The 26,900-nt window shown below is 36.8% G+C and carries 25 protein-coding genes, 1 other RNA gene and 1 pseudogene; 24 read left to right on the top strand and 3 right to left on the bottom strand.

The annotated features are described in order from the left end of the window. The 4 genes and pseudogenes from HMPREF3023_RS09445 to HMPREF3023_RS03110 form a co-directional block, all read left to right on the top strand. Window positions 1-441 (top strand): annotated as a pseudogene (locus HMPREF3023_RS09445) (hypothetical protein); the annotation flags it as partial. A 105-nt stretch (window positions 442-546) separates the two neighbouring features. Further along, window positions 547-1,674, top strand: a complete 1,128-nt coding sequence (locus HMPREF3023_RS03120) for an FAD:protein FMN transferase (protein WP_070700575.1) — start codon at window positions 547-549, stop codon at window positions 1,672-1,674. Between the two features lie 8 nt (window positions 1,675-1,682). Beyond that, on the top strand, window positions 1,683-2,180 hold the full coding sequence (locus HMPREF3023_RS03115) for a hypothetical protein (RefSeq protein WP_070700572.1): 498 nt from the start codon (window positions 1,683-1,685) through the stop codon (window positions 2,178-2,180). 8 nt (window positions 2,181-2,188) lie between these two features. Further along, window positions 2,189-2,695 (top strand): phosphatidylglycerophosphatase A family protein, encoded by a 507-nt coding sequence (locus HMPREF3023_RS03110; protein ID WP_070700569.1) that lies wholly within the window; start codon window positions 2,189-2,191, stop codon window positions 2,693-2,695. A 23-nt stretch (window positions 2,696-2,718) separates the two neighbouring features. On the opposite strand, the gene HMPREF3023_RS03105 is transcribed toward HMPREF3023_RS03110, so the two are convergent. Further along, window positions 2,719-3,363 (bottom strand): Crp/Fnr family transcriptional regulator, encoded by a 645-nt coding sequence (locus HMPREF3023_RS03105; protein ID WP_070700566.1) that lies wholly within the window; start codon window positions 3,361-3,363, stop codon window positions 2,719-2,721. Window positions 3,364-3,479: 116 nt separating this feature from the next. On the opposite strand from HMPREF3023_RS03105, the gene HMPREF3023_RS03100 reads away from it, so the two are divergent. The 8 genes from HMPREF3023_RS03100 (at window position 3,480) to HMPREF3023_RS03065 (ending at window position 13,405) form a co-directional block, all read left to right on the top strand. Beyond that, a complete protein-coding gene (locus HMPREF3023_RS03100; protein WP_005957852.1) occupies window positions 3,480-3,752 on the top strand; it encodes an NAD(P)H-dependent oxidoreductase subunit E in 273 nt (90 codons plus the stop codon). Between the two features lie 16 nt (window positions 3,753-3,768). Then, window positions 3,769-5,274, top strand: coding sequence for a 4Fe-4S dicluster domain-containing protein (locus tag HMPREF3023_RS03095; RefSeq protein WP_070700563.1), 1,506 nt, complete (start codon window positions 3,769-3,771; stop codon window positions 5,272-5,274). Between the two features lie 105 nt (window positions 5,275-5,379). Next, entirely contained in the window at window positions 5,380-5,808 is a 429-nt protein-coding gene (gene rplM, locus HMPREF3023_RS03090) for a 50S ribosomal protein L13 (RefSeq protein WP_083315499.1), read from the top strand. 12 nt (window positions 5,809-5,820) lie between these two features. Beyond that, on the top strand, window positions 5,821-6,213 hold the full coding sequence (gene rpsI, locus HMPREF3023_RS03085; RefSeq protein ID WP_070700560.1) for a 30S ribosomal protein S9: 393 nt from the start codon (window positions 5,821-5,823) through the stop codon (window positions 6,211-6,213). Between the two features lie 549 nt (window positions 6,214-6,762). Then, window positions 6,763-10,188 (top strand): pyruvate carboxylase, encoded by a 3,426-nt coding sequence (locus HMPREF3023_RS03080; RefSeq protein WP_070700557.1) that lies wholly within the window; start codon window positions 6,763-6,765, stop codon window positions 10,186-10,188. Between the two features lie 58 nt (window positions 10,189-10,246). Next, window positions 10,247-10,543 (top strand): PspC domain-containing protein, encoded by a 297-nt coding sequence (locus HMPREF3023_RS03075; protein ID WP_070700554.1) that lies wholly within the window; start codon window positions 10,247-10,249, stop codon window positions 10,541-10,543. Between the two features lie 101 nt (window positions 10,544-10,644). Continuing rightward, window positions 10,645-12,822, top strand: a complete 2,178-nt coding sequence (locus HMPREF3023_RS03070) for an SF1B family DNA helicase RecD2 (protein ID WP_070700551.1) — start codon at window positions 10,645-10,647, stop codon at window positions 12,820-12,822. Further along, complete coding sequence (locus tag HMPREF3023_RS03065) at window positions 12,803-13,405, top strand: ComF family protein (RefSeq protein WP_070700548.1); 603 nt, start codon at window positions 12,803-12,805, stop codon at window positions 13,403-13,405. The genes HMPREF3023_RS03070 and HMPREF3023_RS03065 overlap by 20 nt, the downstream gene beginning before the upstream one ends. Here the strand turns inward: HMPREF3023_RS03065 and HMPREF3023_RS03060 are convergent. Continuing rightward, window positions 13,402-14,316: a YihY/virulence factor BrkB family protein gene (locus HMPREF3023_RS03060; protein ID WP_070700546.1), complete on the bottom strand. Its 915-nt coding sequence runs from the start codon at window positions 14,314-14,316 to the stop codon at window positions 13,402-13,404. The genes HMPREF3023_RS03065 and HMPREF3023_RS03060 overlap by 4 nt on opposite strands. Window positions 14,317-14,401: 85 nt before the next feature. On the opposite strand from HMPREF3023_RS03060, the gene HMPREF3023_RS03055 reads away from it, so the two are divergent. The 4 genes from HMPREF3023_RS03055 to HMPREF3023_RS03040 all read left to right on the top strand — a co-directional run bounded on the left by HMPREF3023_RS03055 (window position 14,402) and on the right by HMPREF3023_RS03040 (window position 20,110). Then, window positions 14,402-15,094, top strand: coding sequence for a response regulator transcription factor (locus HMPREF3023_RS03055; RefSeq protein ID WP_070700543.1), 693 nt, complete (start codon window positions 14,402-14,404; stop codon window positions 15,092-15,094). After that, a complete protein-coding gene (locus HMPREF3023_RS03050) occupies window positions 15,094-16,311 on the top strand; it encodes a sensor histidine kinase (RefSeq protein ID WP_070700540.1) in 1,218 nt (405 codons plus the stop codon). Before HMPREF3023_RS03055 ends, HMPREF3023_RS03050 begins: the two co-directional genes overlap by 1 nt. Window positions 16,312-16,430: 119 nt before the next feature. Continuing rightward, complete coding sequence (locus tag HMPREF3023_RS03045) at window positions 16,431-18,503, top strand: glutamine synthetase III domain-containing protein (RefSeq protein WP_070700538.1); 2,073 nt, start codon at window positions 16,431-16,433, stop codon at window positions 18,501-18,503. Between the two features lie 8 nt (window positions 18,504-18,511). Beyond that, the gene (locus HMPREF3023_RS03040) at window positions 18,512-20,110 is read left to right on the top strand and encodes a CTP synthase (protein ID WP_070700535.1); all 1,599 of its coding nucleotides are present in this window, start codon (window positions 18,512-18,514) and stop codon (window positions 20,108-20,110) included. Window positions 20,111-20,310: 200 nt separating this feature from the next. On the opposite strand, the gene HMPREF3023_RS03035 is transcribed toward HMPREF3023_RS03040, so the two are convergent. Then, window positions 20,311-21,111, bottom strand: a complete 801-nt coding sequence (locus HMPREF3023_RS03035) for an NAD(+)/NADH kinase (protein WP_070700532.1) — start codon at window positions 21,109-21,111, stop codon at window positions 20,311-20,313. A gap of 75 nt (window positions 21,112-21,186) precedes the next feature. Here HMPREF3023_RS03035 and HMPREF3023_RS03030 point away from each other — a divergent pair, with 75 nt between their 5' ends. The 8 genes from HMPREF3023_RS03030 to HMPREF3023_RS02995 all read left to right on the top strand — a co-directional run bounded on the left by HMPREF3023_RS03030 (window position 21,187) and on the right by HMPREF3023_RS02995 (window position 26,843). After that, window positions 21,187-22,083, top strand: coding sequence for an RluA family pseudouridine synthase (locus HMPREF3023_RS03030; RefSeq protein ID WP_070700529.1), 897 nt, complete (start codon window positions 21,187-21,189; stop codon window positions 22,081-22,083). A 34-nt stretch (window positions 22,084-22,117) separates the two neighbouring features. Next, a non-coding RNA gene (ssrS, locus tag HMPREF3023_RS03025) (6S RNA) lies at window positions 22,118-22,302 on the top strand. A gap of 109 nt (window positions 22,303-22,411) precedes the next feature. After that, window positions 22,412-22,969: a YtxH domain-containing protein gene (locus HMPREF3023_RS03020; protein WP_070700526.1), complete on the top strand. Its 558-nt coding sequence runs from the start codon at window positions 22,412-22,414 to the stop codon at window positions 22,967-22,969. A gap of 17 nt (window positions 22,970-22,986) precedes the next feature. Beyond that, window positions 22,987-23,481: a hypothetical protein gene (locus HMPREF3023_RS03015; protein ID WP_070700523.1), complete on the top strand. Its 495-nt coding sequence runs from the start codon at window positions 22,987-22,989 to the stop codon at window positions 23,479-23,481. A 60-nt stretch (window positions 23,482-23,541) separates the two neighbouring features. Next, on the top strand, window positions 23,542-24,435 hold the full coding sequence (locus HMPREF3023_RS03010) for a diacylglycerol/lipid kinase family protein (RefSeq protein ID WP_070700521.1): 894 nt from the start codon (window positions 23,542-23,544) through the stop codon (window positions 24,433-24,435). Window positions 24,436-24,445: 10 nt separating this feature from the next. Next, window positions 24,446-25,456, top strand: coding sequence for a LacI family DNA-binding transcriptional regulator (locus tag HMPREF3023_RS03005; RefSeq protein WP_070700519.1), 1,011 nt, complete (start codon window positions 24,446-24,448; stop codon window positions 25,454-25,456). Further along, window positions 25,453-25,980, top strand: coding sequence for a LuxR C-terminal-related transcriptional regulator (locus HMPREF3023_RS03000; protein WP_070700517.1), 528 nt, complete (start codon window positions 25,453-25,455; stop codon window positions 25,978-25,980). The genes HMPREF3023_RS03005 and HMPREF3023_RS03000 overlap by 4 nt, the downstream gene beginning before the upstream one ends. 62 nt (window positions 25,981-26,042) lie before the next feature. Next, complete coding sequence (locus tag HMPREF3023_RS02995) at window positions 26,043-26,843, top strand: putative ABC transporter permease (protein WP_070700515.1); 801 nt, start codon at window positions 26,043-26,045, stop codon at window positions 26,841-26,843. Window positions 26,844-26,900 lie beyond the last annotated feature (57 nt).

Here is a 26,900-nt window from a genome sequence, read left to right as displayed (position 1 = left end):
CCAGGTAAGGAAGATCCAGAAAAGCCAGGTAAAGAAGATCCTGTTAAGCCAGGCAAGGATAGACCTAACAAACCTTCTGAACCAGGTAATAAGACACCTAATAAGCCAGAAGATAAGACTCCTAACAAGGTCGTAGAAAATCCAAGTGAGGATCCAAAGGATTCTCCACAAGAATCTCCAGAAAAACCAAAGACTGAAGATGTAAAGGATATTGAAAAGAATTCTACTCCTGAAGAAACTAGAGAAGTAGAAAAGAAAGAAAATCTTGAAGATGATAATCTTGTTAAGAACAAGGGCATAGAAAGACAAGTTACAAGCGATGACAAGGCTCCTAAGACAGGCGACGCTGGTCTTGCAATGGAAACTGCATCAGCTGGACTTGCATCAGGCCTATTACTTCTATTAAAGAGATTTAAGAGAAGAAAAGAAGACGAAGAATAAAAATTAATTTTTAGAGACAGTCCATGGGGCTGTCTTTTTTTATGGAAATTTATAAGTTATTGTAAAAATGGCGACTTAAATGGTATTATAGAGAAAGGTGATATTATGAAAAAAACTTTAATGGCTCTTGGCCTTAGCGGTCTTTTAATTTTATCTGGCTGCAAGAACCAGGGAGCAAACAATATAAAAAATGAAAACACAAATTCAAATGAAAGTGTGGCATCTCTTGAAGTCAACAAGGATGGGGACAAGCAAGAGATTGAATTCTACGACACTTTTGACACTGTGATCCACATTGCAATTTACACTGACGACGATGACTTTGCCAAGGAAAATTTGACCTATGCCAAGGAAAGATACCAAGACCTCCACAAGCTTTTTGACAACTACAAGAACTATGATGGTCTTGTGAATTTAAAGACAGTTAACGATGAAGCTGGTGTAAAGCCAGTGGTGGTTGATGATGTTTTATTTGACCTAATAAAAACTTCTGTTGATGACTACAAAAATATATCTCACAACACAAATGTTGCCCTTGGACCTGTTACAAAACTTTGGAATGAATATAGGGATCTTTACGAAGGTGGAAAGACTAAGGAAGAAGTCATTGCCCTAAAGGGTCAGGCCCTTCCAAGTGATGAAGAACTGGAAAAACTACGTCCACTTACAAATATTGAAAATGTAAAATTAGATGAAGGGGAAAAATCTGTCTACCTTGAAGAGGGAATGGAACTTGATCTTGGAGCCACTGCCAAGGGTTATGCTACAGAACTTGTGGCTCAAGAACTCCGTGAGAGAGGAGTTACTTCTTGTGTTATTTCGGCTGGTGGAAATGTCAGGATAATTGGCAAGCCAACTGATGGAAGAGAAAACTTTAGGATTGGGATCCAAAACCCAGACCTAGAAAGCCCTGACCAAGTTTTGACAACTTTAAATGTTGCCAACACTTCTATTGTCACAAGTGGTGACTACCAAAGGTATTTTGACCTTGATGGTGTGAGATACTGTCACATCATTGACCCAGATACTCTAAAGCCAGCTCATGAAATGAAGTCTGTGACTGTTATCAAGGATGACTCTGGACTTTGTGACTTCTTGTCAACTGCTGCCTTTAATTCTAATGATGATGAAATAAAAGAATTGTCAGCTAAAACTGATGCAGCCATAGTTTGGGTGGACAAGGACATGAAGATGATGGCATCAGAAAATGCGGAAAAATATTTGGATAAATAGGAGTTATTATGAGGAATAATACTCGCGGCTTAATTTTTCACATCTTAATAGTTTTTATAGTCTTCGCCATAGCTAGCCTTATTAATTTGTCTAGCCAGGTGAGGGGACTTGTATATGGGAACCTTGCCTTCAAAGTTATTTTGGTGGGACTTATTCTTATCCTATATTTTAACTTTGGCAAGGGACTCTCCAAGAAGAATGCCAGGAGCTTGGACTTCTTTGCAGGTAATTTGATTTGGTTAATTGGCCTAATCTTATTTGCCTTTGCCTTTGTTGGCCTGGGCAAGGAAGTATTCTCAAGGTCAGTAGGTGGATCCTATTGGAAGTTTCCACTAGAATTTTTCTTGATGCCCCAAGTTTACGCTATTAAGGTTTTGGGAATATCTTACAACCCCCTAAGCCTTTTTATTTCAACCCTTATACCTGGCTTTATCTATGGGATTTCAATTAAAATCTCAAGAGCTAAGATGATAAGAAGAAATAGGGCGAGAATGAGAAGAAGATAGGAGGATCTATGATAGGAAAATTTTATAAATACGACATGGACGAACTCTATGAACTTACAGTAAATAGATTAGAGGAATTTGGAATAGAATTAGTAGAAATTGCGAAACTTGTGCAAGAATTGCAGGGAGATTATATTAAGGACTTGAGCCTGGAAAGGTGCCTTGAAAGTGTGGAGAGTGTTGTTAGGAAGAGGGAATCTATCCACGCAATCTTAACAGGCCTTACCCTAGACGACTTGGCCAATGAAGGCAATCTGCCTGAACCACTCTTATCAATTATAAGAGATGACGAAGGTCTTTATGGGATTGACGAGATCCTGACTCTTGGAATTGTAAACATGTATGGGACAATTGGTCTTACTAACTTTGGTTATCTTGATAAGAAAAAAATTGGCATAATCAAGGAATTAGACGAAAAGAAAAAAGTAGAAAGAGTGACTACTTTTGCCGACGACTTGGTGGCAGCTATTGCCGCAGCAGCCTGTGCAAGAGTAGCCCATCAAAATAAAGAATAAATTTATAGATTAGAATTAAAAAATTATAAAATTCGGAAGGTCTTATTGTCATAGTCAATGAGGCCTTCTTTTTTTAGCTTAGAAAGTTCACGTGAAAGTGAAGAACGGTTTAAATTTAAAAACTGTGCCAGCTCGCTAATATTAAAATCAATTTCAAAATATTTTGACTTTCTTTTGCGAGCCTCATTTGATAGAAAATATAAAATTTTTGCACGAGTAGATGGAAGACTAAGGAGGTTTAACTTGTCACGCATGAATAAATTCTTCCCTGCCAAGATTTTTATAAGATTGTCTTGGACCTTTACAAGTGAAGACGACCCAGATGACTTGTAGGCCTTGTAGTCAAATAAGATGACTTCTGAATCCTCTGCTGCTACAACAGAAAGGGGAATCTCTTCTATATCTTTAATAAGGACAGACTCGGCGAAGAGGGCTGGGCCTGTTAACTTGGAAAGAAGAGTCTTGTTGCCAAAGACGTCTTCTATGGATAGGTCCACTTGACCCTTTAGTAGAATCCCAAAATAATTTATGGGGTCTCCTGTATTAAAAATTATTTCTTTTGCATCATAAGTCTTCACGCTTGATAAAAATTTTTTTATTTCTATTAGTTCATTATCATCAAGACCCTTAAAGAGGGTCAAATTTTTTAAAATTTCAATGTCTTTCATTTCCCACCTCTACTATATTTTAGCATTATTAACATAATTATCATAAATTAATTATAATGATTGAAGAAGTGATTGTTAAATGATAAACTATCTTTATAGAGTGATGAGGAGGATATATGAAAGTTACTATTTGTATGGGTGCAAGATGCACTCTTATGGGAGCTAATGCTATTTATGATGCAGTAGAGTACTTACAAGATCATTTGTGTGGACCAGAGTCCGAGCTATGTTCTGCCGAAAATTTAGAAGTTGAATTTGCACATTGTCTAAACTATTGCAAGATTCACAATAACGAAGCATCACCAGTTGTCATAGTAGACGACGAGATAATGCTAAAGGCTACTGCACAAGAAGTTAGTGCTAAAATAATTGATAAACTAAGAATATAAGTAATAAGGGGAAGCGATGAAAGAAATTTATGGAACACTTGTCGACATCAGAAGAAAAGTTTTTGCTGAAGTTGCAAGAATTGCCTATAATGATTTAGATATTTCTGCCCTAGAAGAATCCAGCTACAAGATTGTACCTGGCGAAGTGGCAAAATACAGATCTGATATCTTTAGAGAAAGGGCAGTTGTCGACGAAAGACTTAGACTAGCAATGGGGCTAGATGTTAGAGAGATTGGCGTATTTAAAAATGTGACTGACGGTTTTGACAAGGTTGATATCGATACAAATGCCTACGAAAAACCACTAATAAATGTTATAAAGTTTGGTTGCGAAGCTTGTCCAACTAAGGCTTTTTATACAACGGATAATTGCAGGAAGTGTCTTGCACACCCTTGTATAAATGTTTGTCCTGTAAATGCCATTTCTATGGGTAAAGATAGAACTATTATTGATAAAGATAAATGTGTTAGGTGTGGAAGATGTAAAGAAGCATGTCCATATTCAGCAATTGTAAAATACGAAAGGCCATGTGCTGCTGCTTGTGGGGTAGATGCCATTTCATCAGACGAATATGGCAGGGCAGAAATTGACCATGATAAGTGTGTTGCTTGTGGAAGATGTATAGCAGAATGTCCTTTTGGAGCAATATCTGACAAGACACAAATCTTCCAACTTATAAAGGCAATAAAATCAGGAAAGAAAGTTTACGGAGCCATAGCACCATCCTACATAGGACAATTTGGTGCCAACACAAGTGCCAAACAAATAATAGAAGCAATAAAACAACTTGGATTTGAAGATGTATTAGAGGTTGCTCTTGGAGCAGACCTTACAACACTTCACGAAGCCAAAGAATATCTAGAAAGAGTGCCAGAAGACATTCCATTTATGGGTACAAGCTGCTGCTTCTCATGGACACTAATGATAAAAAATGAATTCCCAGAATTCTTTGAACAAGTATCAGACTCAGGTTCACCAATGAGATACACAGCCAACCACATAAAGGCTAAAGATCCAGATGCAGTAGTAGTATTCATTGGACCTTGTACATCAAAGAAACTTGAAGCCCTAGATACAAAGGTAAAATCAGACGTAGACTTTGTAATAACTTTTGAAGAACTAATGGGAATGTTCGTAGCAAAGAACATAGAACCATCTGAAATAGAAGTAGAAGAAAACGTAGATGATGGATCTGCCCTTGGTAGAGGTTACCCAATAGCAGGTGGCGTTGCCGAATCTGTAAAGGTAGTGGCAGAAAAGCTATCACCAGACAAAGACATCCACATCCAAGGAGCTCATACCCTTGCAGAATGTAAGAAGATGTTAAAGATCGCCAAGGCAGGCAAGCTTGATGGCTACCTACTAGAAGGTATGGCATGCCCTGGTGGGTGTGTAGCAGGTGTGGGAACAATAGCTTCTGTAAATAGAGTTAAGAAGCAAATCGAAAAATTCAAGAAAGAGTCAGCTTATCCAACTCCACTTGAAAATATCCACATCGAAAAAGAAAGAGAAAGTATTTAATAAAAATCCCCATAAATGTTGACAAGATAGACTTTTTAGTCTAAAATATGTGTCATGTTTAAAAAGCCCCGGAATAATTTTTAAACAATTTAGGAGGAAAATTCATTGAAAAGCTACATGGCTAAAGCAAATGAAGTTGAAAGAAAATGGTATGTTATCGACGCTGAAGGAAAAGTCCTTGGTAGATTAGCATCAGAAATCGCAAGTGTATTAAGAGGAAAGAGAAAACCTATCTTTACACCACATGTGGACTGTGGAGACTTTGTTATTGTAATTAACGCTGACAAGGTTGTATTGACAGGAAATAAATTACATCAAAAAATTCACGCATATCACACTGGATACCCAGGTGGAAGAAAAGAAGTTTCATATGCTGAAATGATGGAAAAGAGACCAGAAAAAGTTATCGAACTAGCAGTTAAGGGAATGCTTCCTAAAAACAGACTAGGCAGAAAGATGATCAAAAAACTTAAAGTTTACACTGGTAACGAACATCCACACGCAGCACAAGCACCTGAAGTTTATGAATTTTAATTGGAGGTAAGAATGGAAACTATACAATACAGAGGTACTGGAAGAAGAAAAAAATCCATCGCCCAAGTTAGACTTCTACCTGGCAATGGAAAATTTATTATCAACGGTAAAGATATCGAAGAATACTTTAACTACGAAACACTAAGAACAGTTGCAAAAGAACCACTAGAACTTACAGAAACAGAAGCATCTTTTGATGTTATCGTAAAAGTTATCGGTGGAGGATACTCAGGACAAGCAGGAGCTGTTAGACACGGCGTTGCAAGAGCTCTACTAGAAGTAGACCCTGAATACAGATCAGTTCTTAAAAAAGCAGGATATCTAACAAGAGATCCAAGAATGAAGGAAAGAAAGAAATACGGTCTTAAAAAGGCTAGAAAATCTCCTCAATTCTCAAAAAGATAATATTATATCATTTTACAAGAGCTCTGGAAACAGGGCTCTTATTTTTTGGCTAAAATTTCTTTATATATTTTAGACGGCAACTTTCTTCAGAAAATCGAAATATAAGAACTTCGATTTGCAGCTGGCCATTTGATACAAATCGAAGTTCCCTTTGGTCCTTCTCTTTGTCAAATGGTTGCAGCTGACCTACCAGCAATTTGCTTCACAAATTGGGTTAGGTCAAGCATGTCTGCTCTTGACTAATCCAATTTACTAACTTACGAATTTTTTATTAACTAGTGGATTTTTAAAAAGTTATGAAGTCCTATTAAATGATGATTTTTTGTAAAGTTCTATAGTTTTATTAAGTTGTAAAAGTTTATCAAGCTGCAAAAGTCTATGAAGTCATAATTATTTATAAAGCTATAATTATTTATTAAGTCACAAATATTTATCAAATAATAGTAATTTATTAAGTTGTAAATTCTTATTGACTAATTCTTCATACATTACTTCTACACTTTAGTTTGTATTTGTTGTATAATATCTAAAACTAAAAGGGAGGAAGTTATGAAAAAGTTCAAAAGAATTTTAGTTGCTAATCGTGGAGAGATTGCCATTAGGATTTTCAGGGCAGCAAGAGAAATGGGGATTCGCTCAGTTGCCATCTATTCTGAAGAAGACAGGCTAGCTCTTTTTAGGACAAAGGCCGACGAGTCTTACGAGATTGGCAAGGGGAAGTCACCTCTTGATGCCTATCTTGATATTGATGAGATAATTAGTCTTGCAAAGAAAAAGGGTGTTGATGCTATCCACCCTGGCTACGGATTTTTATCAGAAAATCCTGAATTCGCAAGAAAGTGCAGGGAAGAAGGAATTACTTTTATTGGACCTAGTCCAGAGGTTATGGAAAAGCTTGGGGATAAGATTACTTCAAAAATTGTTGCAAAGGAAGCTGGTGTTGCCACTATTCCTGGAATTGAAAAGCCAATTCGCAATGAAGAAGAGGCCCTTCTCTTTGCCAAGTCTTGTGGATATCCTGTAATGATCAAGGCAGCAGCTGGCGGTGGCGGAAGGGGAATGAGAATTGCCCAGAGCCAAGAGGAACTTTTGGGAAAATTCCAATCTGCCAAGAGTGAAGCTAAGAAGGCCTTTGGCGATGACTCTATGTTTATTGAAAAATACCTGCACAAGCCAAAACACATTGAAGTGCAAATTTTGGGAGATGAGCATGGGAATGTAGTCCACCTTTATGAAAGGGACTGCTCCATCCAAAGACGACACCAAAAGGTAATTGAATACACTCCAGCCTTTTCTCTTCCAGTAGAGCTTAGGGAAGAAATTTGCCAAGATGCCCTAAAGATTGCAAGGTCCATTGGCTATTCCAACGCTGGTACTGTAGAATTTTTAGTTGACTCCAAGGGCGACCACTACTTTATAGAAGTAAACCCAAGAGTCCAAGTTGAACACACTGTAACAGAAATGTGCACTGATATAGATATCGTTCAGTCACAAATATTGGTTGCCATGGGTTACAGGCTTGACAGTGAAGAAATTGGAATAAGCGGCCAAGATGCCATTGACCACAGGGGATTTTCTATCCAATGTCGTGTGACAACAGAAGACCCACTTAACAACTTTATGCCCGACACAGGACAGATTAATTTGTACAGGTCATCTTCAGGCTTTGGAGTAAGGCTTGACGGGGGCAACGGCTTTACTGGTGCAGTGATTTCTCCTTATTACGACTCACTTCTTGTAAAGGTAATTACTGAAGCGAGGACTTGGAAGGACACCATAAGAAAGGCCAAGAGATCTCTTTCTGAATTAAAGGTTGGTGGAGTTAAGACCAACATTGGTTTCTTATTAAATGTTTTAAATACCAAAGAATTTGAAGAGGGAACTTGCGACACAGGTTTTATTGAAGAACATCCTGAATTATTTGAAATCAAATCTTCTAAAGACAAGGAACTTAGGCTCATGAAAATTATTGGAGAGAGGGTTGTCAATGACACTAAGGCCCTTGAGAAAAACTTTGATGTCCCACAAGTTCCAGACTTTGAAAAGAAGTACTTCAGGGGTTACAAGCAAATTTTTGACGAGCTTGGACCTGATGGAATTAAGGACCACATCTTAAATGAAAAGAAGCTCCTCTTAACAGATACGACTATGCGTGATGCCCATCAATCACTTATGGCCACAAGGATGAGGACTATTGACCTTGTGAAAATTGCTGAGGCCCTAAACTACAACATGGACAAGTTATTTTCTGTAGAAATGTGGGGCGGGGCAACTTTTGATGTTGCTTACAGGTTCCTCCATGAAGATCCATGGGAAAGACTTAGGATTCTTCGTGAAAAAATGCCAAATATGCTTTTACAAATGCTAATTCGTGGCAACAACACAGTTGGTTATAAAAATTATCCAGACAATGTTGTTGTTAAGTTTATAAAAGAGTCTGCTAAAAATGGTGTAGACCTATTTAGGGTTTTTGATTCACTTAACTGGCTTGATGGAATGAAACTTTCCATAGACCAAGTCCTTGAAAATGGAAAAATTGCAGAAGCTACAATGTGCTACACAGGGGACATCCTCGATGAGTACAGGGATAAGTATTCTATTAAATATTATGTTGACTTTGCCAAGAAACTTGAAAGGACTGGGGCACAAATTCTTGGAATCAAGGACATGTCTGGACTTTTAAAACCTTACGCAGCCAAGAAGTTAATCAAAAACCTAAAAGAAGAAGTGGGACTTCCAATCCACCTTCACACTCATGACACAACTGGCAATGGTGTTGCAACAATCCTTCAGGCAACAGAAGCTGGAGTAGATATTGTGGATACAGCAGTTAACTCTATGAGTGGACTTACTTCACAACCTGCCCTAAATTCAGTTGTGGCTGCCCTTAAAAATACTGAAAGGGACACAGAAATTGATCTAGACAAGGCAGAGGACATTTCAAAATATTGGGCTGCAGTTAGGCCAGTTTATGCAAACTTTGAATCTGATTTGAAGTCAGGAACTACAGAAATTTACAAGTACGAAATTCCTGGTGGTCAATATTCAAACTTAAAGCCACAAGTTGAATCCTTTGGACTTGGTCATAAGTTTAAGGACGTAAAGGAAATGTACAAGCGTGTCAACGAAATGGTGGGTGACATTGTAAAGGTAACTCCTTCATCAAAAATGGTTGGGGACTTTGCCATCTTTATGGTGCAAAATGAACTCACTCCAGAAAATATTTTGGATAAGGGCAAGAACCTAGACTATCCAGATTCTGTCATGACTTACTTTAAGGGAATGATGGGTCAACCTTATGGAGGCTTCCCTAAGGACCTACAAGAAATGATTCTAAAGGGGGAAAAGGCAATAACAAAAAGACCTGGAGAACTCCTTCCTGATGAAGACTTTGATGAAATTAAAAAGCACTTGGAAGAAAAGGGAATCGAGCCAAGTGAAGAAGATATAATTTCTTCTGCCCTATATCCAAAAGTTTTTGATGATTATCTTGACTATATAAAGGAAAATGGTGAGGTCACAAGAATAGGCTCAGACGTCTTCTTCCATGGACTAATGGAAGGTGAGTCCACAGAAATTTCTCTTGAAGAAGGAAAGACTTTAATCGTCACTTTAATTGAAGTTGGAAAGTTATTAGAAGACGGCACAAGAAACTTAACTTTTGAAATAAATGGATCAAGAAGAACTATTAACATTAAGGACGAAACTGTTAAGTCAGGGGAAAACTTTGGGGAAGAAAAGATTTATGCAGATCCAAAAAATGAAAAAGAAGTTGGTTCTTCTATTCCAGGTAAGATTGTAAAGGTTCTTGTGGCTGAGGGCGACGAGGTTAAAAAGGGAGACAGCCTCTTTATTGCTGAAGCCATGAAGATGGAAACAAATATTGTTGCAAACATTGACGGAAAAGTTAAAGACATCACAGTGAGAGAAGGCGACATGGTGGAAAGTGGCCAGCTGCTAATGTATTTTGAATAAAAACTTTATCCTGGGGTAATTTATAAATAAGATTTGAGATTTATAAAGGAAGTGTGAAATGAAAAAGTTATACAGGTCAAGAGACGACAGGGTTCTTGCAGGAGTTTGCGGCGGGATTGCAAAATATCTTGGCGTTGACTCAACTATCGTGAGGATTATAGCTTTTCTCTTAATTGTTCCAGGAGGTCTTAGCATTTGGGCTTACATTGCCCTTGCTATTATTATTCCCAATGAACCCTATGGGAGAATAGAAGATTCTTACGGCGAAAAGTATTCTGATCCCTTCAAAGATAGCTACGACAATTATAGGGATGAGTACGAAAGACAAAATAATAAAGACGAAGATTTTTATTGAGAAGGAGGTCCTGAGGGGCCTCTTTTTTATTGGACATGAGTAAATAAATATTTCTGTATAAAGTCCCCATTACTTGATACAATATTGTCGAGGTGTTTTAATTGATTAGTCTTGAAGGTCTTGTGGAAAAAATAATTTTTAGAAATGAAGAGAACGGCTACACTGTTGCAAAAATAAATTCAAGTGACGGCGACCTTGTAGTTGTTGGTTCAGCCACAATTTTCAAAGAAAACTTAAAATACAAATTTACTGGAGACTTCACCTACCACAACAAGTACGGAGAACAGTTTGCCTTCACAGACCTTGAAGAAGTCATGCCCGAAGGTGAAGCTGCCATTGTATCTTATCTTTCTTCTGCAATGATTCCCCATGTTGGAGAGAAAATGGCTGAGAGGATTGTAGATGAGTTTAAGGAAGAGACCCTTGATGTAATTGAAAATCATCCTGAAAGGCTCCTTTCTATTAAGGGGATTGGTCGAAAAAAATACAGGGACATCAAGGAAGCTCTCGACAAGCAGTATGCCATGAGGAAGATTTTCCTCCACTTCTCCAAGTACAATCTTCCTGCCTCAGTGATTTTAAAAATTTACAAAGAATATGGGGACGAGTCCATAGACCTTGTAATGAAAAATCCCTACGACTTGATAGGAAGGGTAAGGGGACTTGGATTTAAGAAGGCAGATGAAATTGCAGAGTCCATTGGTATTGAAAAAGATTCTGACTTTAGAAGGCTGGCAGGACTGAAGTACGCCCTAATGCTTGCCAACAGGGACGGCCACACTTATCTTCCCCTTGACAAGCTAATAAAGGCTGGAGAAAGAATTCTTGGAACAAAGTTTGAAGACCCAGATGAAGTAGCCAGGACTCTTACACTTGAGAAAAACTTTTTTGTTGAGAGGGATGGAGAAAACTACAACTGCTACATAGCCAGATACTTGGCGGCAGAAAATTATGTTGCAGGCAAGTTAAATGATTTAAATATTTCCTTTGATGAAAAGTTTGATATTGATAAAAAAATCAGGAGGACAGAAAAGTTTAGGAAGATTGAACTTTCTAAAACTCAGAGAAGGGCTGTCAAGGATGCCATTAACAAGGGAGTCTTTGTCATAACTGGGGGACCGGGAACTGGTAAGACAACTACCCTTAAGGTCTTAATAGATATTTTTGAGTCCATGGATAAGGATATAAAGCTTGCTGCTCCCACAGGAAGGGCTGCCAAGAGGATGAAAGAGCAGACGGGAAGAGATGCCTTTACAATCCACAAGCTACTTGAAATTGGTTTTGGTGGCGACTTTGCCAACGTAGAAGAACTTGAGTGCGACGTACTAATCCTCGATGAAGTTTCCATGGTTGATATTCTTTTGATGGAAACCCTCTTAAAGTCCATTGAAAGTCCAACTCGTTTGATCTTAGTTGGGGACAAGGACCAACTTCCATCTGTTGGGGCAGGCAATGTCTTGGCAGATATTTTGGAGTCTGGTGTCATTGAGTCAGTTAACCTTGAAGAAATTTTTAGGCAGTCGGAAGAATCTATGATTGTAAAAAATGCTCACCTAATAAACAAGGGCGACATGCCAATTTTAAATCTAGGCGACTTTTTTATGATTTCTGAAAGGGGAGAGGCCAAGGGGCTAGAAATTATCAAGGACCTTGTTAAGACTAGGCTGCCAAATTATTTTAACGTCAGCCAGTCAGATGTCCAAGTCTTAACGCCAACTAAGAAGGGGGTACATGGGACAGAAAATTTAAATCTCGCCCTCCAAGACCACCTAAATGATAGTGATGAATTTATAGAAGTCCTTGGGAAGAAATTTAAGTTGGGCGACAGGGTTTTACAGACAAAAAATAATTATGAATTGGAATCCAAGGTTGAAAATGAATTTTATGAAGACAAGCAAAAGGGAGTTTTCAATGGCGACCTTGGTTATATTTCAAAAATTGACAAGGAAAACAAGAAGGTCACAGTTGTCTTTGAAGACGTGAGAAGTGTTGAGTATAATTCTGATAATCTCGACGAGCTTGCACTTGCCTATGCAATGACCATCCACAAGTCCCAAGGAAGTGAGTTTCCCGTAGTTGTCATCCCCATTTATAGGGCTGCTCCAATGCTTTTGACGAGAAATTTGATTTACACAGCAATAACTAGGGCGTCAAAGGCCGTTGTCCTTGTGGGAATAAGCGACTATCTTGTGAAGATGATTGAAAACAACAAGACCCGCAAGAGGTATTCTAATCTTGCAAAAAAGTTGAGGGACCAAGATGAAATTAAAAGAGGATAGGTGCCCCTTGTGTGGGAGAAAAGTAGAAGAATATGGACTTTGCCATGAGTGCCTTGGCTTAATAAGTAGAGACCCAGTCTATTATTATGATATTGAAGGCCTTGATGATCTAATAGTTGCTTCAACTTATTCTGGAATAATGAGAAGGCTTATAATAGATTTTAAATTCAAGGGGAAGGTCTCCTATGGGGAGATAATTTCTGAAATAATGATAGAGAAGATTTTGGAGAAAAATTTAAATAAAGAAGTCATAACTTTTGTCCCCATGCACAAAAATAAGGAAGGGGAAAGGGGCTACAACCAATCTAAACTTTTGGCAGAAAAAATTGCAGGAAACTTAGACTTATCCTGCCAAGATATTTTTGAAAAGCTAAGAGACACCAAATTTCAGGTTGGTTTAAAGAAGTTAGACCGTGAAGAGAATCTACGAGATGCCTTTCGTGTAAAATCTTATGCGGAAGAGATAATTATTGTGGACGACGTAATAACTACTGGAGCAACCATTGCTGAACTTACGAAAGTTGCCAAAAAAGCAGGCATAAAAAAAGTGACTGCACTAATTGCAGCCACAGAAATTGCTTAATCTTGTAAATTTTTTAGCATTGAGTCGTGCCTTGGCCAGTTGTTGAGACTTTGGAAGTTCTTCATGGAGTAAAGAGTGGCATTTATCTCTGCCCCAACTAAAATTATAGTTGAAATGAGATAGAGCCAGATTAAAAAGACTATAATACCCCCAAGAGACCCATAAGTTATGGAATAATTCCCAAAGTTTGACACATAAAAGTTGAAACCCAGTGAGGCAATTATTAGGCCAAGAGTTGAGAAGATGGAACCTGGTAAAACGCTCTTTATTGTAACCATATTCTCCCTGGATTTTGATGGGGAAAATTTGTACAAGAGGATAAAAGTGATTAACATATAGGCAAGTGGTATTGCGTTTTTTGCAAGAGACCAAATTTTGTCAAAAGAACTATTTCCAATCCCCAAATAAGACATTATATTTACATAAATAATTTGTCCAAAGATTTGTGTAAGGACAAGAAGAAAAATCATAAGAATTAGTGCTACTGTGAAGAAAAGGGCCATGAGCCTTTGAGCGACAAAACCCCTTGATTCTTCGAAGCCATAGGATTGATTTATTATCTTCATGAGCTTAAAGACTGCAGTAGATGCAGTGAAAAGACCTAGGACAAAGGAAATTGTGAAGAAGGATCCAGATGATGACATTTGAAGCTCGTTTAAAAAGTTGCTCACTATCTCTTGTATTTCGCCAGGGAGCACATCTATTAGTCCATAAATATATTCTGGATCAAGAATCCCCGAAAAATTAATTGCGTTGATTAATGAAATTAAGAAGGGGAAAATTGATAAAACTAAAAAATAAGTTAGACTTCCTCCATAAGAGAGGGTGTCGTGGTCCAGGACCCTGTAAATTAGCTTATCAAAAAATGTAAAGACCTTATTGTCTTTTACCTTATCTATAAAATTATTCATATTTTTCAAACACCTCTTGAGTATTATATAGTAAAAGTCGTATGATAACAATTCGTTAAATGATAAAATAGGAATAGGTGATACTATGAACTACAATATACTAGTTTGCGACGATGAGAGAGATATCTTAGACGCAATAGAAATTTATTTAAAGGCCGAGGGCTACAAGGTCTTCACTGCAGAAGATGGGGCTGCGGCTCTTAAGATTATGAAGGAGAATGAAATTCACCTTGCCATAATTGATATAATGATGCCTGTCATGGATGGGATTACCCTTATTATGAAGATGAGAGAAGAGACAAATATTCCTATTATTGTATTATCGGCCAAGAGTGAAGTCACAGATAAGATTGTGGGCCTAAATGTTGGCGCCGATGATTATATAACTAAGCCCTTTAATGCAGTGGAGCTTACAGCAAGGGTCAATTCTCTTATAAGAAGATATTTTTCCCTTGGGGCATCTGATATAAAGACTGGAGACTTAAAAATTGGCAGAGTTTCCATTTTTGATGACTCAAAAGAAGTCCGTGTTGAAGATGATCTTGTGAACCTAACACCCTATGAATATAAGATTTTATATTTATTGGCAGAAAATCCTGGAAGAGTTTTTTCTTCAAATGAAATTTATGAAAGAGTCTGGGAGGAAGAGGCTGTTGATGTGAGAAAGATTATTTCTGTTCACATTTCCCATCTTCGCGACAAGATTGAAATCAATCCAAGAAAGCCTGATTTAATTAAGTCTGTCTACGGTATGGGCTACAAGATTGAGGGCAAGTGATGCTAGCTGATTTTAAAGATTTTTTGAAAAATGTCTTTATCGACTTAAGAGACAGGGTGTTTATCGAAAATATTTTTGTATCTTCAGTAATTATTTTTGAGCTATTTAATATTAACAAGCACTTCATACTTTCCTGGCTCGTTACTCTTCTATTTGTCCTCTTAAAGATAAAGAGAAAAAAACTTTTTGACACAATTTTTACTTATAACCTCTATAAGTACAGGAGGTTTAAAAACTTCAGGCTCTTTGGTACCTTGAATGTGACCCTAATAATAATGTACATACTTTTTTATAGCTTAATAAGTGGTGACATAGTTCTATTAAATGTCCTCTTGTTTATGATTTTAAGGGCAGTGATTATTGTTGAAGTTCAGTTTGCTCAAAACACACTTTCCATTGAACTAATTGAGTCCATCCTTTATGGATATGAATTTGAAATCCCAGGGCCCTTTGAGAACGAGTACTTGGACAGGATTACTGTCTTAATGGAAGACTTTAAGAAGCGAGACAGGATTAGGCTAGAAGAAAACTTTAGGTCTGAAAGGTTTAAGGTTGATTTAATTACAAATATTTCCCACGACTTAAAGACTCCCCTTACCTCAATAATTAATTATGCAGACCTCTTGTCCAAGAAGGAGGTTCTTGATAACGAGGCCAAGGATTTTATTAGCATCTTAAAGAGAAATTCCACGAGACTTAAGGACCTAATCGTCGACTTGGTCTTTGCTTCAAAGACAAGTACAGGCAACCTATCTATTGAGAAGTCCTTAGTTGAATTAAACGAGATGATTTTACAAATTTATGCCGATTACGATTCCCTCTTTGAGAAGAAGGACCTAGATTTTTCTTATAAGTCTCAAAGTGATGAGATTTTAATCTACACTGACGTCAATCTCTTTGTAAGAATTGTGGAAAACTTATTTTCCAATGCAGCCAAGCACGCAAGGCCAGGGACAAGTGTCCTTGCTGGTGTGATTGAAAGAAAGTCTACAATAGAATTTTATGTGAAGAACATTGTAGACGAAAAAGTAAATATGAACTCTGATGAACTTTTTGAAGAACTTTTAAAGGCTGACAGGTCACGCCACTCTGAAGGGTCGGGACTTGGTCTTAATATAGTTAAGAACCTAGCAGAGCTTCTCGGTGGAGAGGTTAATGTGTCTATCCATGGGCAGTGGTTTGATGTTCACGTCCTCCTTTTAAGGGATTCTGAATGACTATATTTTATTGACAAAGTTTTTAAATTGAAATAAAATAAAAAGAAACCACAGGTTTTTCATAATGGCAATTTTAATTAATTGCCATTTTTTTGTTTTTATTTTTAATAGGGGGAAGCATGATAGAAGAATTTGGAATAAAAAGCTTTAACAAGAAGAAGATGAAGGAATCACTACCCTATCCAATTTACTTAAAGTGGAAGGACGCACTTAGAAACGAAAAGGACTTAGACAGAGAAACTGCCGATGCCATTGCCCATGCCATGAAGGACTGGGCCCTAAAGAATGGGGCAACGCACTTTGCCCACTGGTTCTTGCCCCTATCAGGCCACACTGCAAAGAAGCACGAGGCCTTTATATCAAGAACCTCTGATAACGAACCAATTAATAGGTTCTCTGGCAAGGAACTTGTAAAGGGTGAACCCGACGCATCATCCTTCCCATCTGGTGGCATGAGGTCTACCTTTGAAGCAAGGGGCTATACTTATTGGGATCTTACAGCAAACTCCTTTGTCATAGGAAGTGTCTTATACATCCCAACTATTTTTATGTCCTATAAGGGAGAAAAACTTGATAAGAGGGGACCACTTATTGACTCCACAAAAATCCTAAGTGATGAGGGAACAAAGATCGTCAACTTATTTGAGAAGGACGAGTATGCCTACAGGATGAGGGTCAAGGTTGGACTTGAACAAGAATTTTTCCTCCTTGATAAGGAAATCTACAAGAAGAGAAGCGACCTAAAGAGCACTGGAAGAACCATTGTTGGAGCACCTTCTCCCAAGGGACAAGAGTTATCAGATCACTACTTTGGACAAATCCCCGCAAGAGTAGAAAAATTTTACAAAGAAGTGGACCAAAAACTTTATGAGCTTGGAATTTATTCTGAAGCTGAGCACAATGAAGTTGCTCCAAATCAATTTGAAATGGCAATTTTATTTGAAAATGTAAATGTGGCAATAGATGACAATCAACTTTTGATGAACATCTTAAAAGAAACTGCCCTAGAAAATAATTTGGTATGTCTCTTCCATGAAAAACCCTTTGATGGCGTAAATGGTTCTGGCAAGCACAATAATTATTCTATTGTTACAAACTACGGTCTAAATGTTTTTGATCCAGGCGACGATCCCTACAATAACAATGTCTTTTTATTGTTTGTCGCTGCAATAATTGAGGCTACAGACAAGTACCAAAGCCTCTTGAGGGTAAGTGCATCATCAACTTCTAATGACTTTAGGCTGGGAGCAGACGAAGCTCCACCGGCAATTATTTCCCTCTTCCTTGGATCAGACCTTGAAGAATTATTTAGGGACATAAAAGAAGATATTGAATATAAAAATGATTCTGACAAGGCCTTTAGGGGTTACAACCTCTTAAGTGTTCCAGTGGATTCTAGCGACAGGAACAGGACGGCAGCCGTCGCCTTTACTGGCAACAAGTTTGAGTTTAGGATGTTGGGTTCTTCAAAAACTGGATCAGACTTAAACATTGCCCTAAACTGTGCTGTGGCAGACTCTCTTGAAAAATTTTATGAAGAATTAAAGGACTTCCAAGATGATCCTGCTAAGTTAAGAGAAAAAACTCTTGAACTTGTAAGAGATGTTATGGAAAAACACGATAGGGTAATTTGCGACGGGGACAATTATTCTGATGATTGGAAGGAAGAAGCCAAGAGAAGGGGACTTGCCAACCACAAGACTTATTTTGATGCCCTAGTTGCCTTGAGGGACTTTGACTTTAATGATATTTTTATCAAGAGGGGGATTTACACTGAGAAAGAAATCAAGGCTTCTTATGAAGTAAACATCGAAGAAGTGGTAATTTATCACAGCCTTGAGGCCAAAACCATGGTTTCAATGATCCATAAGGACCTAATTCCTATGGGAATGGCTGAATTAAAAGACCTATCTCAAATTTTAAAATTTAAAAACAATGAAAAACTAAGGACTAAGTATGATAAAATAGACAAGATGATTACAGACTTACTTGAATGTGGAGATGAGATTGAACTTCTCCTTGATCATTCAAATAAAATAGATGAAATTTATAAAAAAGCAGAGTATGTTGAGAGAAATATTGCCACAAAATTATATGCAACGCGAAAAATTGCAGACCAAATGGAAAAATTAATCTCAAGAAAAAATATGACTTTGCCATCTTACGAAGATATTTTTAATTCACTAAGCTAGGAGGAAGTATGACTAAATTTATATTTGTTACAGGTGGAGTTGTTTCAGGAATTGGAAAGGGAATTTCTGCAGCAAGTATTGGTAGACTTTTAAAGGACAGGGGACTTTCTGTATTCATGCAAAAGTTCGACCCCTACCTAAATGTTGACCCAGGAACTATGAGTCCCTACCAACATGGGGAAGTTTTTGTAACTAAGGACGGAGCAGAAACTGACCTAGACCTTGGTCACTATGAAAGATTTATTGATGAAGAATTAACTAAGGGTGCATCAATTACAACTGGTAAGGTCTACTCAAGAGTTATTGCAAAAGAAAGAAGGGGAGACTATGACGGTGCAACTGTCCAAGTTATCCCACATATTACAAATGAAATCAAAAATGCAGTTTACAAGGCTGCAAAGGAATCCAAGGCTGACGTTGTAATAACAGAAATTGGCGGTACAGTTGGTGACATTGAGTCCCTTCCATTCTTAGAAGCCATTAGACAAATTCACTCAGAAAACAAAAAGTCTGACGTCCTTTTTGTCCACACAGTTCTTGTTCCAAATATTCCTGGATCAGATGAATTAAAAACAAAGCCAACTCAACACTCCTTCAAGGAGCTTATGTCCAACGGAATCAAGACTGACGTAATAATTGTAAGGTCCAATGGAGTGGTGACAGATGACTTGAGAGAAAAAATTTCTCTATTCTGTGACGTTCCAGTGGAAGCAGTTATCCAATCTACAAATGTTGACCTTATATATGAAGTTCCCCTAGTATTCCACGACCAACATCTTGATGACTACATCCTTAAGGAACTTGACCTAGAAGACAGGCCAGCTTCCAAGGGCAAGTGGAAGGAAATGGTAGAGAGATTTAAGGACGTAAAGGGCGAAGTGACTATTGGTCTTGTGGGAAAATATGTAAGCCTTCACGATGCTTATCTTTCTGTAACTCAAGCCTTAACTGATGCAGGTTGCGAAAATGGTTACAAGGTAAATATTGAGTGGATAAATTCAGAAGACATAGAAAAAGATGTAAGCATCCTAGATGGACTTGACGGGATAATTGTCCCAGGTGGCTTTGGTTCACGTGGAACTGAAGGTATGATTATGGCATCAAAGTTTGCTCGTGACAACCACATCCCTTACTTTGGAATTTGTTACGGAATGCAAGTTGCCCTAATTGACATTGCAAGAAATAAGCTTGGCCTAAAGGACGCAAACTCTACGGAAATAAATCCAGACACAAATTATCCAATTATTGACCTTTTAGAAAATCAAAAGGACATAAAAAATGTTGGTGGAACTTTAAGACTTGGTAACTATGACTGCACTCTTGAAAAAGATTCTTTAGTTTATTCTCTTTATGGAGAAGAAAAAATTAAGGAAAGACACAGACATAGATACGAGTTTAACAACCAATTCAGGGGACAAATAAGATCGGCTGGTGTGGCCTTCTCTGGCATCAATGAAGACAAGGACCTAGTTGAAATTATTGAACTAAAGAACGAAGACTTCTTCGTAGCTTGTCAATTCCACCCAGAATTTAAGTCAAGGCCAACAAAAATTCACCCATTATTTAATGGATTTGTGAAAGCAGCAATAGAAAAGAAAAACAAATAAAAATAAAATCTCATCCATTAGGCTTGCAAGCTTGGGTGAGATTTTTTTATGACTTTGTAAATAGATAAAGCTCTTGCGAGGATGTTTGATTTCAAAAGTTTCCTTGCATGAATTTTTTTAAAAAAATTTATTAGTCAGAAGCAAAAGATTTTGATAAATTAAAAAATAAAAAAGTCCTGGGCTTATACCTAGGACTTATCTTATAGGAACTTGTCTTTCAAATTATCCCAGTAGGAATTATTTGAGAAGACAAGTTTTTTTATTGTTTTGTTTGAGAGTCTGATGTTGACCCTGTGCAAGTTGTTGAAGAAATATTCTGACCCGTCAACTAGAAGCAGGTTGGAATCCTTGTATCTCTTCTCAACAACAAGTGAAATTGTGTGGGCTCCTGGAACTATGACAGATGAGCCAAGAGATCTGTAGGCAGCTGAATTCACTGGAGAGATGGGAGTCATTTGCAAGACGTGAAGGCTTGGGTAGACTATGGCCCCGCCAGAAGAAAAGTTGTAGGCAGTGGATCCTGTTGGAGTGGAAACAAGAATGCCGTCACCAGAAAATTTTTCCACGTGGTTCCTATCTATAAAGACATTCATGTGGATTGTCTTTGAGTGGGCAGCCTTTAAGACAACTTCGTTGACTGAATAAAACTTGTAGACCTTGTTCTTTGTGTAGATGTCAGATCTTATTAGTTTGATGTCGTCAACTTGGTAGTTGCCATTTTTATAATCTTTGACAAATTCTTCCACTTCCTCAGGTTTTATCTCTTGATAAAAACCCAGGTGGCCAGTGTTTATTCCCACGAAGGGCATATCTGGGAAGTCGTTCTTGTGGATGGCCTTTATAAAAGAACCGTCGCCTCCAATACAAATAGAAAGCTCAGCATTTTTTTTGAAACCATTAAAGGGTTCATATCCATATTTTGTTAAAAGCTTGTGCAAATTATTTGCAGTTTTTTTAGATTCATAATTTGCATTAGTCAGTATATTTATAATTTTTGACAAGACTAAACCCCCTTGATTTTTTGTATCATTATTTATATTATAAACGAATAAAGTTCCCTTGACTAGAGGTGTAAAATGTATAGATTAAATTCCAGAGATTTTTTAAATTTCAAATTCAATGGAAGTTCAAGAGATAAAATTAAGGTAAATGATTTTCTTAAGGAGAGAGGTCTTTCCTCCCGACTTATAAGAAGGTCTGTAAAAAGTGGAAATATTTATTTAAACTCCAGATTAAATAAGAAAAATAAATTTTTAAAGAAGGGAGATATTATTTCCCTTAGGTTTGAAGATGAAGATCCCAATGGAGCTGTCGAACACAAGGACCTTGACATAGTTTATGAGGACGAGGACCTTGTAATTGTAAATAAAGAGCCTTTTATGGTGACTCACACAGCAAAGGACGATGCAGATGGGACTCTCTTAAACTATCTCTTGGGATATTTCAAAGACCAGGGATTAAAGAGAAAGGTTAGGTTTGTAAATAGGCTTGATAGGGACACTTCGGGCCTTGTTGTTGCCGCTAAAAATTCTTTTGCCCAAGATAAAATTTCCAGCGACTTCAAAGATGGGGTTGAGAAAAAATATATTGCTATTGTGGAAGGAATCCTAGATGAAAAAGAAGGAATAATTGATGGGCCCATTGCCACAAGTGAAGATGGAATAAGGCGTGAAGTCAACTATGTCATTGGCAAAAAATCTTTAACTTCTTATAAGGTCCTTGGTGAGTACGAGGGCATGAGTCTAGTCCTCTTGACCCTTCACACAGGAAGGACTCATCAGATTAGGGTTCACATGGCCCACCTTGGTCATCCAGTTCTTGGCGATGGACTTTATGGATCTAAGTCAGACCTTATTAATAGGCAGGCTCTTCATTCATATTCTCTAAAGTTTAAGCTCCCAAGGACTAATAAGGACCTGGAAGTCTTTGCTAAACTGCCAGAGGATTTTTCCTTTTTTCCCGAAGTTTATTGAAAAAACATTTTCATTGAGTTATAATTTACTTAAGTAAATTCTGCGATGTTCGAAGAATGCCTACTTAATTCAACCGACAAATTTAACACGGGAAACTGTGTATCAGCGTCCTATGACAAGCCGTCTTTGAGCGGAAGTCAGAATGCGCTATCAAGTTTTTGACCCACCATGATAATTGGCGGGTGTGAATTAACTAGGTGTCGGCATTGCGGTTTTTACTATTATTTTAGATTTTATTATTTTATTTCCAATAATTTTAGCTTAATGTGATTGAATTAAGCTTTAAGGGGTAAAATATTAACAAATAAATTATACAAGGAGAGTTATTATGGGATTATTTGATTATTTAGAAGAAAAGAGAAACCAAGCAGTTAGAAGAAGAAGACTTAAAGAAATTTCTAAGGTTGGTACTGGTCTTGCACTAGGAGCTATTGGTGGAATTCTTTTTGCACCTCAAGAAGGTAGAAAAACTCGTGAAGATATTGCTAACAAATCTAAAGAAGCAGCTAACCAAGCTTTAAACGCAGCAAACGATGCTAAGGATACTATTGAATTCAAGGCTTATCAAGCTGGCGAACAAGCTAAAAAGACTTATGCTGACTTAAGAGACAAGGCTACACTTAAAAAATATGAATTTGACGAAGATGTAGAAGTTGCTAAGGCAAAAGCTAAAGCAATTGGCGAAGTTGTTAGAGCTGGTGCTGAAGACATCAAATACGATGTAAAAAATACAACAGAAGAAGTTAAAGATACTGCAGAAGACGTTAAAGATGAAGTAAAAGAAGGCGCAAAAGACGTTAAAAGAGAAGCAAAAAAATCTGCTGAAAATGTAAAAGAATCTGTTGAAGAAACAAAAGATAAGGTAGAAAAAGAAAAAAGAAAATAAGATAGGAGGTATAGAAGATGTTAGATCAAGCATTTACTATAGGTGGCCTACTTAGTTTCCTACTTTATGTAGCTGGTATAGCTGCACTTGTTGCACTATTTCTAGTTCTAATTAATGTATTTAAAATTTTAAAAAATGTTAATGAAATTGTTGAGAGAAACCAAGGTGAAATTGATCACACTATAAAGACTGTTCCTTCCATTATGGATAATGCCAAGGACATTTCTGACAATGTGAACGCAATTTCAACTGATGCTACTAAACTTGTAAATGATGTAAAACCAGAAGTCGCAAGACTTGTATCAACTGTAGGTTCTGTTTCAGACACAGTTAATGGTATTACAAGACAAGTCGATGATACTTCTTTTAGAGTGTCAAATACAGTTATGAATATATCAGATGTTATTTCTGATACAGCTAAAACTATTTCACTTAGTTCAAATAACGCCATCGACTATTTTTATATTTTAAGAGAAGTTGCAAAGACTGTAAAAGAAGTCTTTCTAAGATAAGCTAGGGACGGAGTTATTCTTCGTCTCCTTTTATTTTTATAAGTAAGACGAGAGGAAAAGATGAAAAGAGTAAAGATCATTGCCAATCCCAATTCAGGTAGGGGAACAGCGCTAAACAAAATTCTAGAACTTATAAAATTAATGAGCAAGGATAAGTATGAGATTGAACTCCTATTTACCCATCAAGAAGGGGATGGCACTAGGTTTTCTTATGACTATTCTGGTGAAGATTTCATAATTTGTAGTGGTGGAGACGGGACAGTAAATGAAGTTGTAAATGGGATTTACCTATCAGGAAGGGATACACCTCTTGGAATTCTACAAAGTGGTACGGTAAATGACTTTGCCAATGCCCAAAGGCTTCCTACTTCTCCCAACGCCTTCTACAAGATGATAAAAAATTTCAAGACTAGGACAATTGATCTTGGACTTGCTGGCGAAAGAGCCTTTATCAATGTTGCTGCAGGAGGAATGCTTACAGAAATTGCCTACACTGTTCCAGCTGAGAAAAAGGCTACCCTAGGAGATATGGCTTATTATCTTGAAGGTGCAAGGGTCCTTTTAGAAGAGAGGATTTTAAGAAATCAAAAGAGTCTAAACTTTTATGTAGAAAGTGAAGAATTTACTGGAAAGGTAGAAGGACTTTTATTCTTAATAACCAACTCTACTTCTGTTGGTGGTTTTAAAAAAATGGCGCCTCTGGCTGATATTTCAGATGGCTATCTTGATGTTCTTATTTTTAAGGGAATTAGAATTTCTGATGTGCCAGAATTATTTACTTCTCTAATGGGTGGCCGACATGTTGATCATAACAAGGTAATGTACTTAAAGACGAAAAATATAAAAATAGAAAGTGATGAGAAGCTCACAATTGATGTTGATGGAGAGAAAGCATCAACACTTCCTATGACTTTCAAGGTTTTGGAAAATAAATTAAAAATAATAGTACCATAAGGAGGAAGCTATGGCATCTACAATTAAAGACGTAGCAAAAATGGCAGATGTGTCCATTTCTACAGTATCAAGGGTAATAAATGACTCGAAACCTGTTAGCCCTGAGGCACGAAGAAGAGTCCTACACGCTATTGACGTATTGGATTACAAACCAAACGAAGTTGCGAGAAGTTTAGTTACAAAAAAATCTAATTTAATTGGTGTAATTGTAGAAGACATTGGATCCAATTTTATTTCACAAATCCTAAGAGGAGTTGAAGAAATTGGAAGAATGTATAAATACGACATACTCCTATCAAGCTCTTATGGTGACGTTGAATCAGAAATGAAGTTTGCCAATCTTCTAGCTCAAAAACAAGTTGAAGGTATTATTGTAATTTCAAACTTACACAACCCTAAGCTAGAGTATAAGCTTGAAGAGAGTAAGATTCCCTATGTAATAATCTCAAACTTCTATGAAATCGAAAGATTCTCTACAGAAATAGACTATGAAAAAGCATCATATGAAATGGTAAAACTTTTAATAGAAAAGGGCCACAAGAATATTGCATCTCTTGCTATTAGAAGAGACTATGACAGGACTTTTGAAAAGAAAAAAATTGAAGGTTACAATAGGGCCATGGAAGAGGCTGGCCTAAAGAAGGTGAACCTACTTGTTGAAGGATTAGAAGCAAGTGACATAGAAGATGAAAAAGAAAAGATTCTTGACACTGTAAAGAAAGAAAATATTACGGCATTCTTTACATCCTATGATACAATTGCCATCCACCTAATGAATATGCTACTAGATAATGGCTACAAGACTCCAGATGATATATCAGTTACAGGCTTTGGCGGATCCTATATATCAGACATCTACAGACCAAAACTTACAACAGTAAAGGTTCCTTACTATGATATTGGAGCGGTTTCAATTAGGAAAATCCTAAAGAAAATTGATAAGAAAGAAAGCGACCTATCAGAAAATCTTGTCCTTCCATCACAAATTCTTGAAAGAGAAAGTGTAAAGGAATTAAAATGATAAGAGTTTCTATAGAGACAAAAAGTGAAATTATAAAGAGAGGACTTCAAGATATCCTAGAAGGATATGAAGTCCTTGATTTTTATAAAGACAAAGAAAAAGATTTTGATATCCTAATCTTTCAGGACAAGGAATTGGAGAAACTTGAAGTAGAAAAGATCAGATTAATCGACGAGAGGGACTTGCCATTATTAGTGGAGTATTCTCTTTTAAGTCTTGGAGCTTCAGAAGAAGAAGTTATTGATGCAATAGATAAGACACTTAGGGGACACATATATATAGAAGAAAATTTAAAAAAATTAAGAAGTGATAGAAATAATAAGTTCGAAAAATTAAAAACCCTTAATAGGAGAGAAAAGAAACTCTTAGAAGAAATAATATCTGGCAAAACTAATAAGGAAATCTCTAGGGAGATTTACATCAGTGAGAAGACAATAAAAAATAACCTAACCCTTGTCTATAAAAAACTTGGAGTAAGTGGAAGAAAAGAAATAATAAAAAATTACGAGCAAATCAAATATTAATAGTTTATAATATGTTAGTGAGACTAACATATTTTTTTACATAAAATTAGAAAGAGGAAGAAATGAGAGACTATTTAATTTATTTTTTTATCTACGCCTTTGTTGGTTGGGTAATAGAAGTATCTTATCACACAGTAACTAAGGGAAGATTTATAAATAGGGGGTTTTTGGCAGGACCTTACTGTCCCATATACGGTTTTGGAGCCATAGCAGTAATATTTTTTCTAACAGACATAGGAGAAAAAAATAAGCTGATCCTTTTCTTAGGGTCCATGTTCATCGCCAGCCTAATAGAATTTATTGCTGGCTTCTTATTAGAAAAGATTTTTCACGAAAGATGGTGGGACTATTCAAATAATAAACTAAACATAGGAGGTTACATCTGCCTAGAGTTTTCTATAATATGGGGAGTATTTTGCTTTTTACTTTATGAAGTAGTTCATCCTGTGATAAGAAAACTTGTGGGAATAATACCAGACAGACCCTTAACTTATATAGGGATTGGTCTAATAATAATTATGACTCTAGACTTAATTGCTACTATTAATACACTTATTGGGTTAAACAAAGAATTCAAAGCAATAGAAAAGATCAGCATAGATATTAAGAAGGTATCTGATAAGATTGGAGAGAGAGTATACGATAAGACCCTTCAAATTGAAAATAGACAAGAAGAGCTAAAGAAGACAAGGGAGTATATTGAATTAGAAAATAGGATTAAGGAGTTAAGAGAAAGAAGAGAATTAATAAAAGAGAAGAGAATTTTAAAATCCTTCCCCAACCTAACTAATAGATTAGAAGAAAGGCAAAGGGACATAGAGGAGTTAAGAGATAGGATAAGAGATCAATACTCAAGAGATTAAAAAAATATAAAAAAGCTCTTGACAGGATAAAAATAAAAGAGTATTATATAACAGTTG

The organism is Peptoniphilus sp. HMSC075B08, from assembly GCF_001815405.1.
Taxonomy (GTDB): Bacteria; Bacillota; Clostridia; order Tissierellales; family Peptoniphilaceae; genus Peptoniphilus_A; species Peptoniphilus_A harei.
This window is presented reverse-complemented; position numbering and strand designations above follow the sequence as displayed.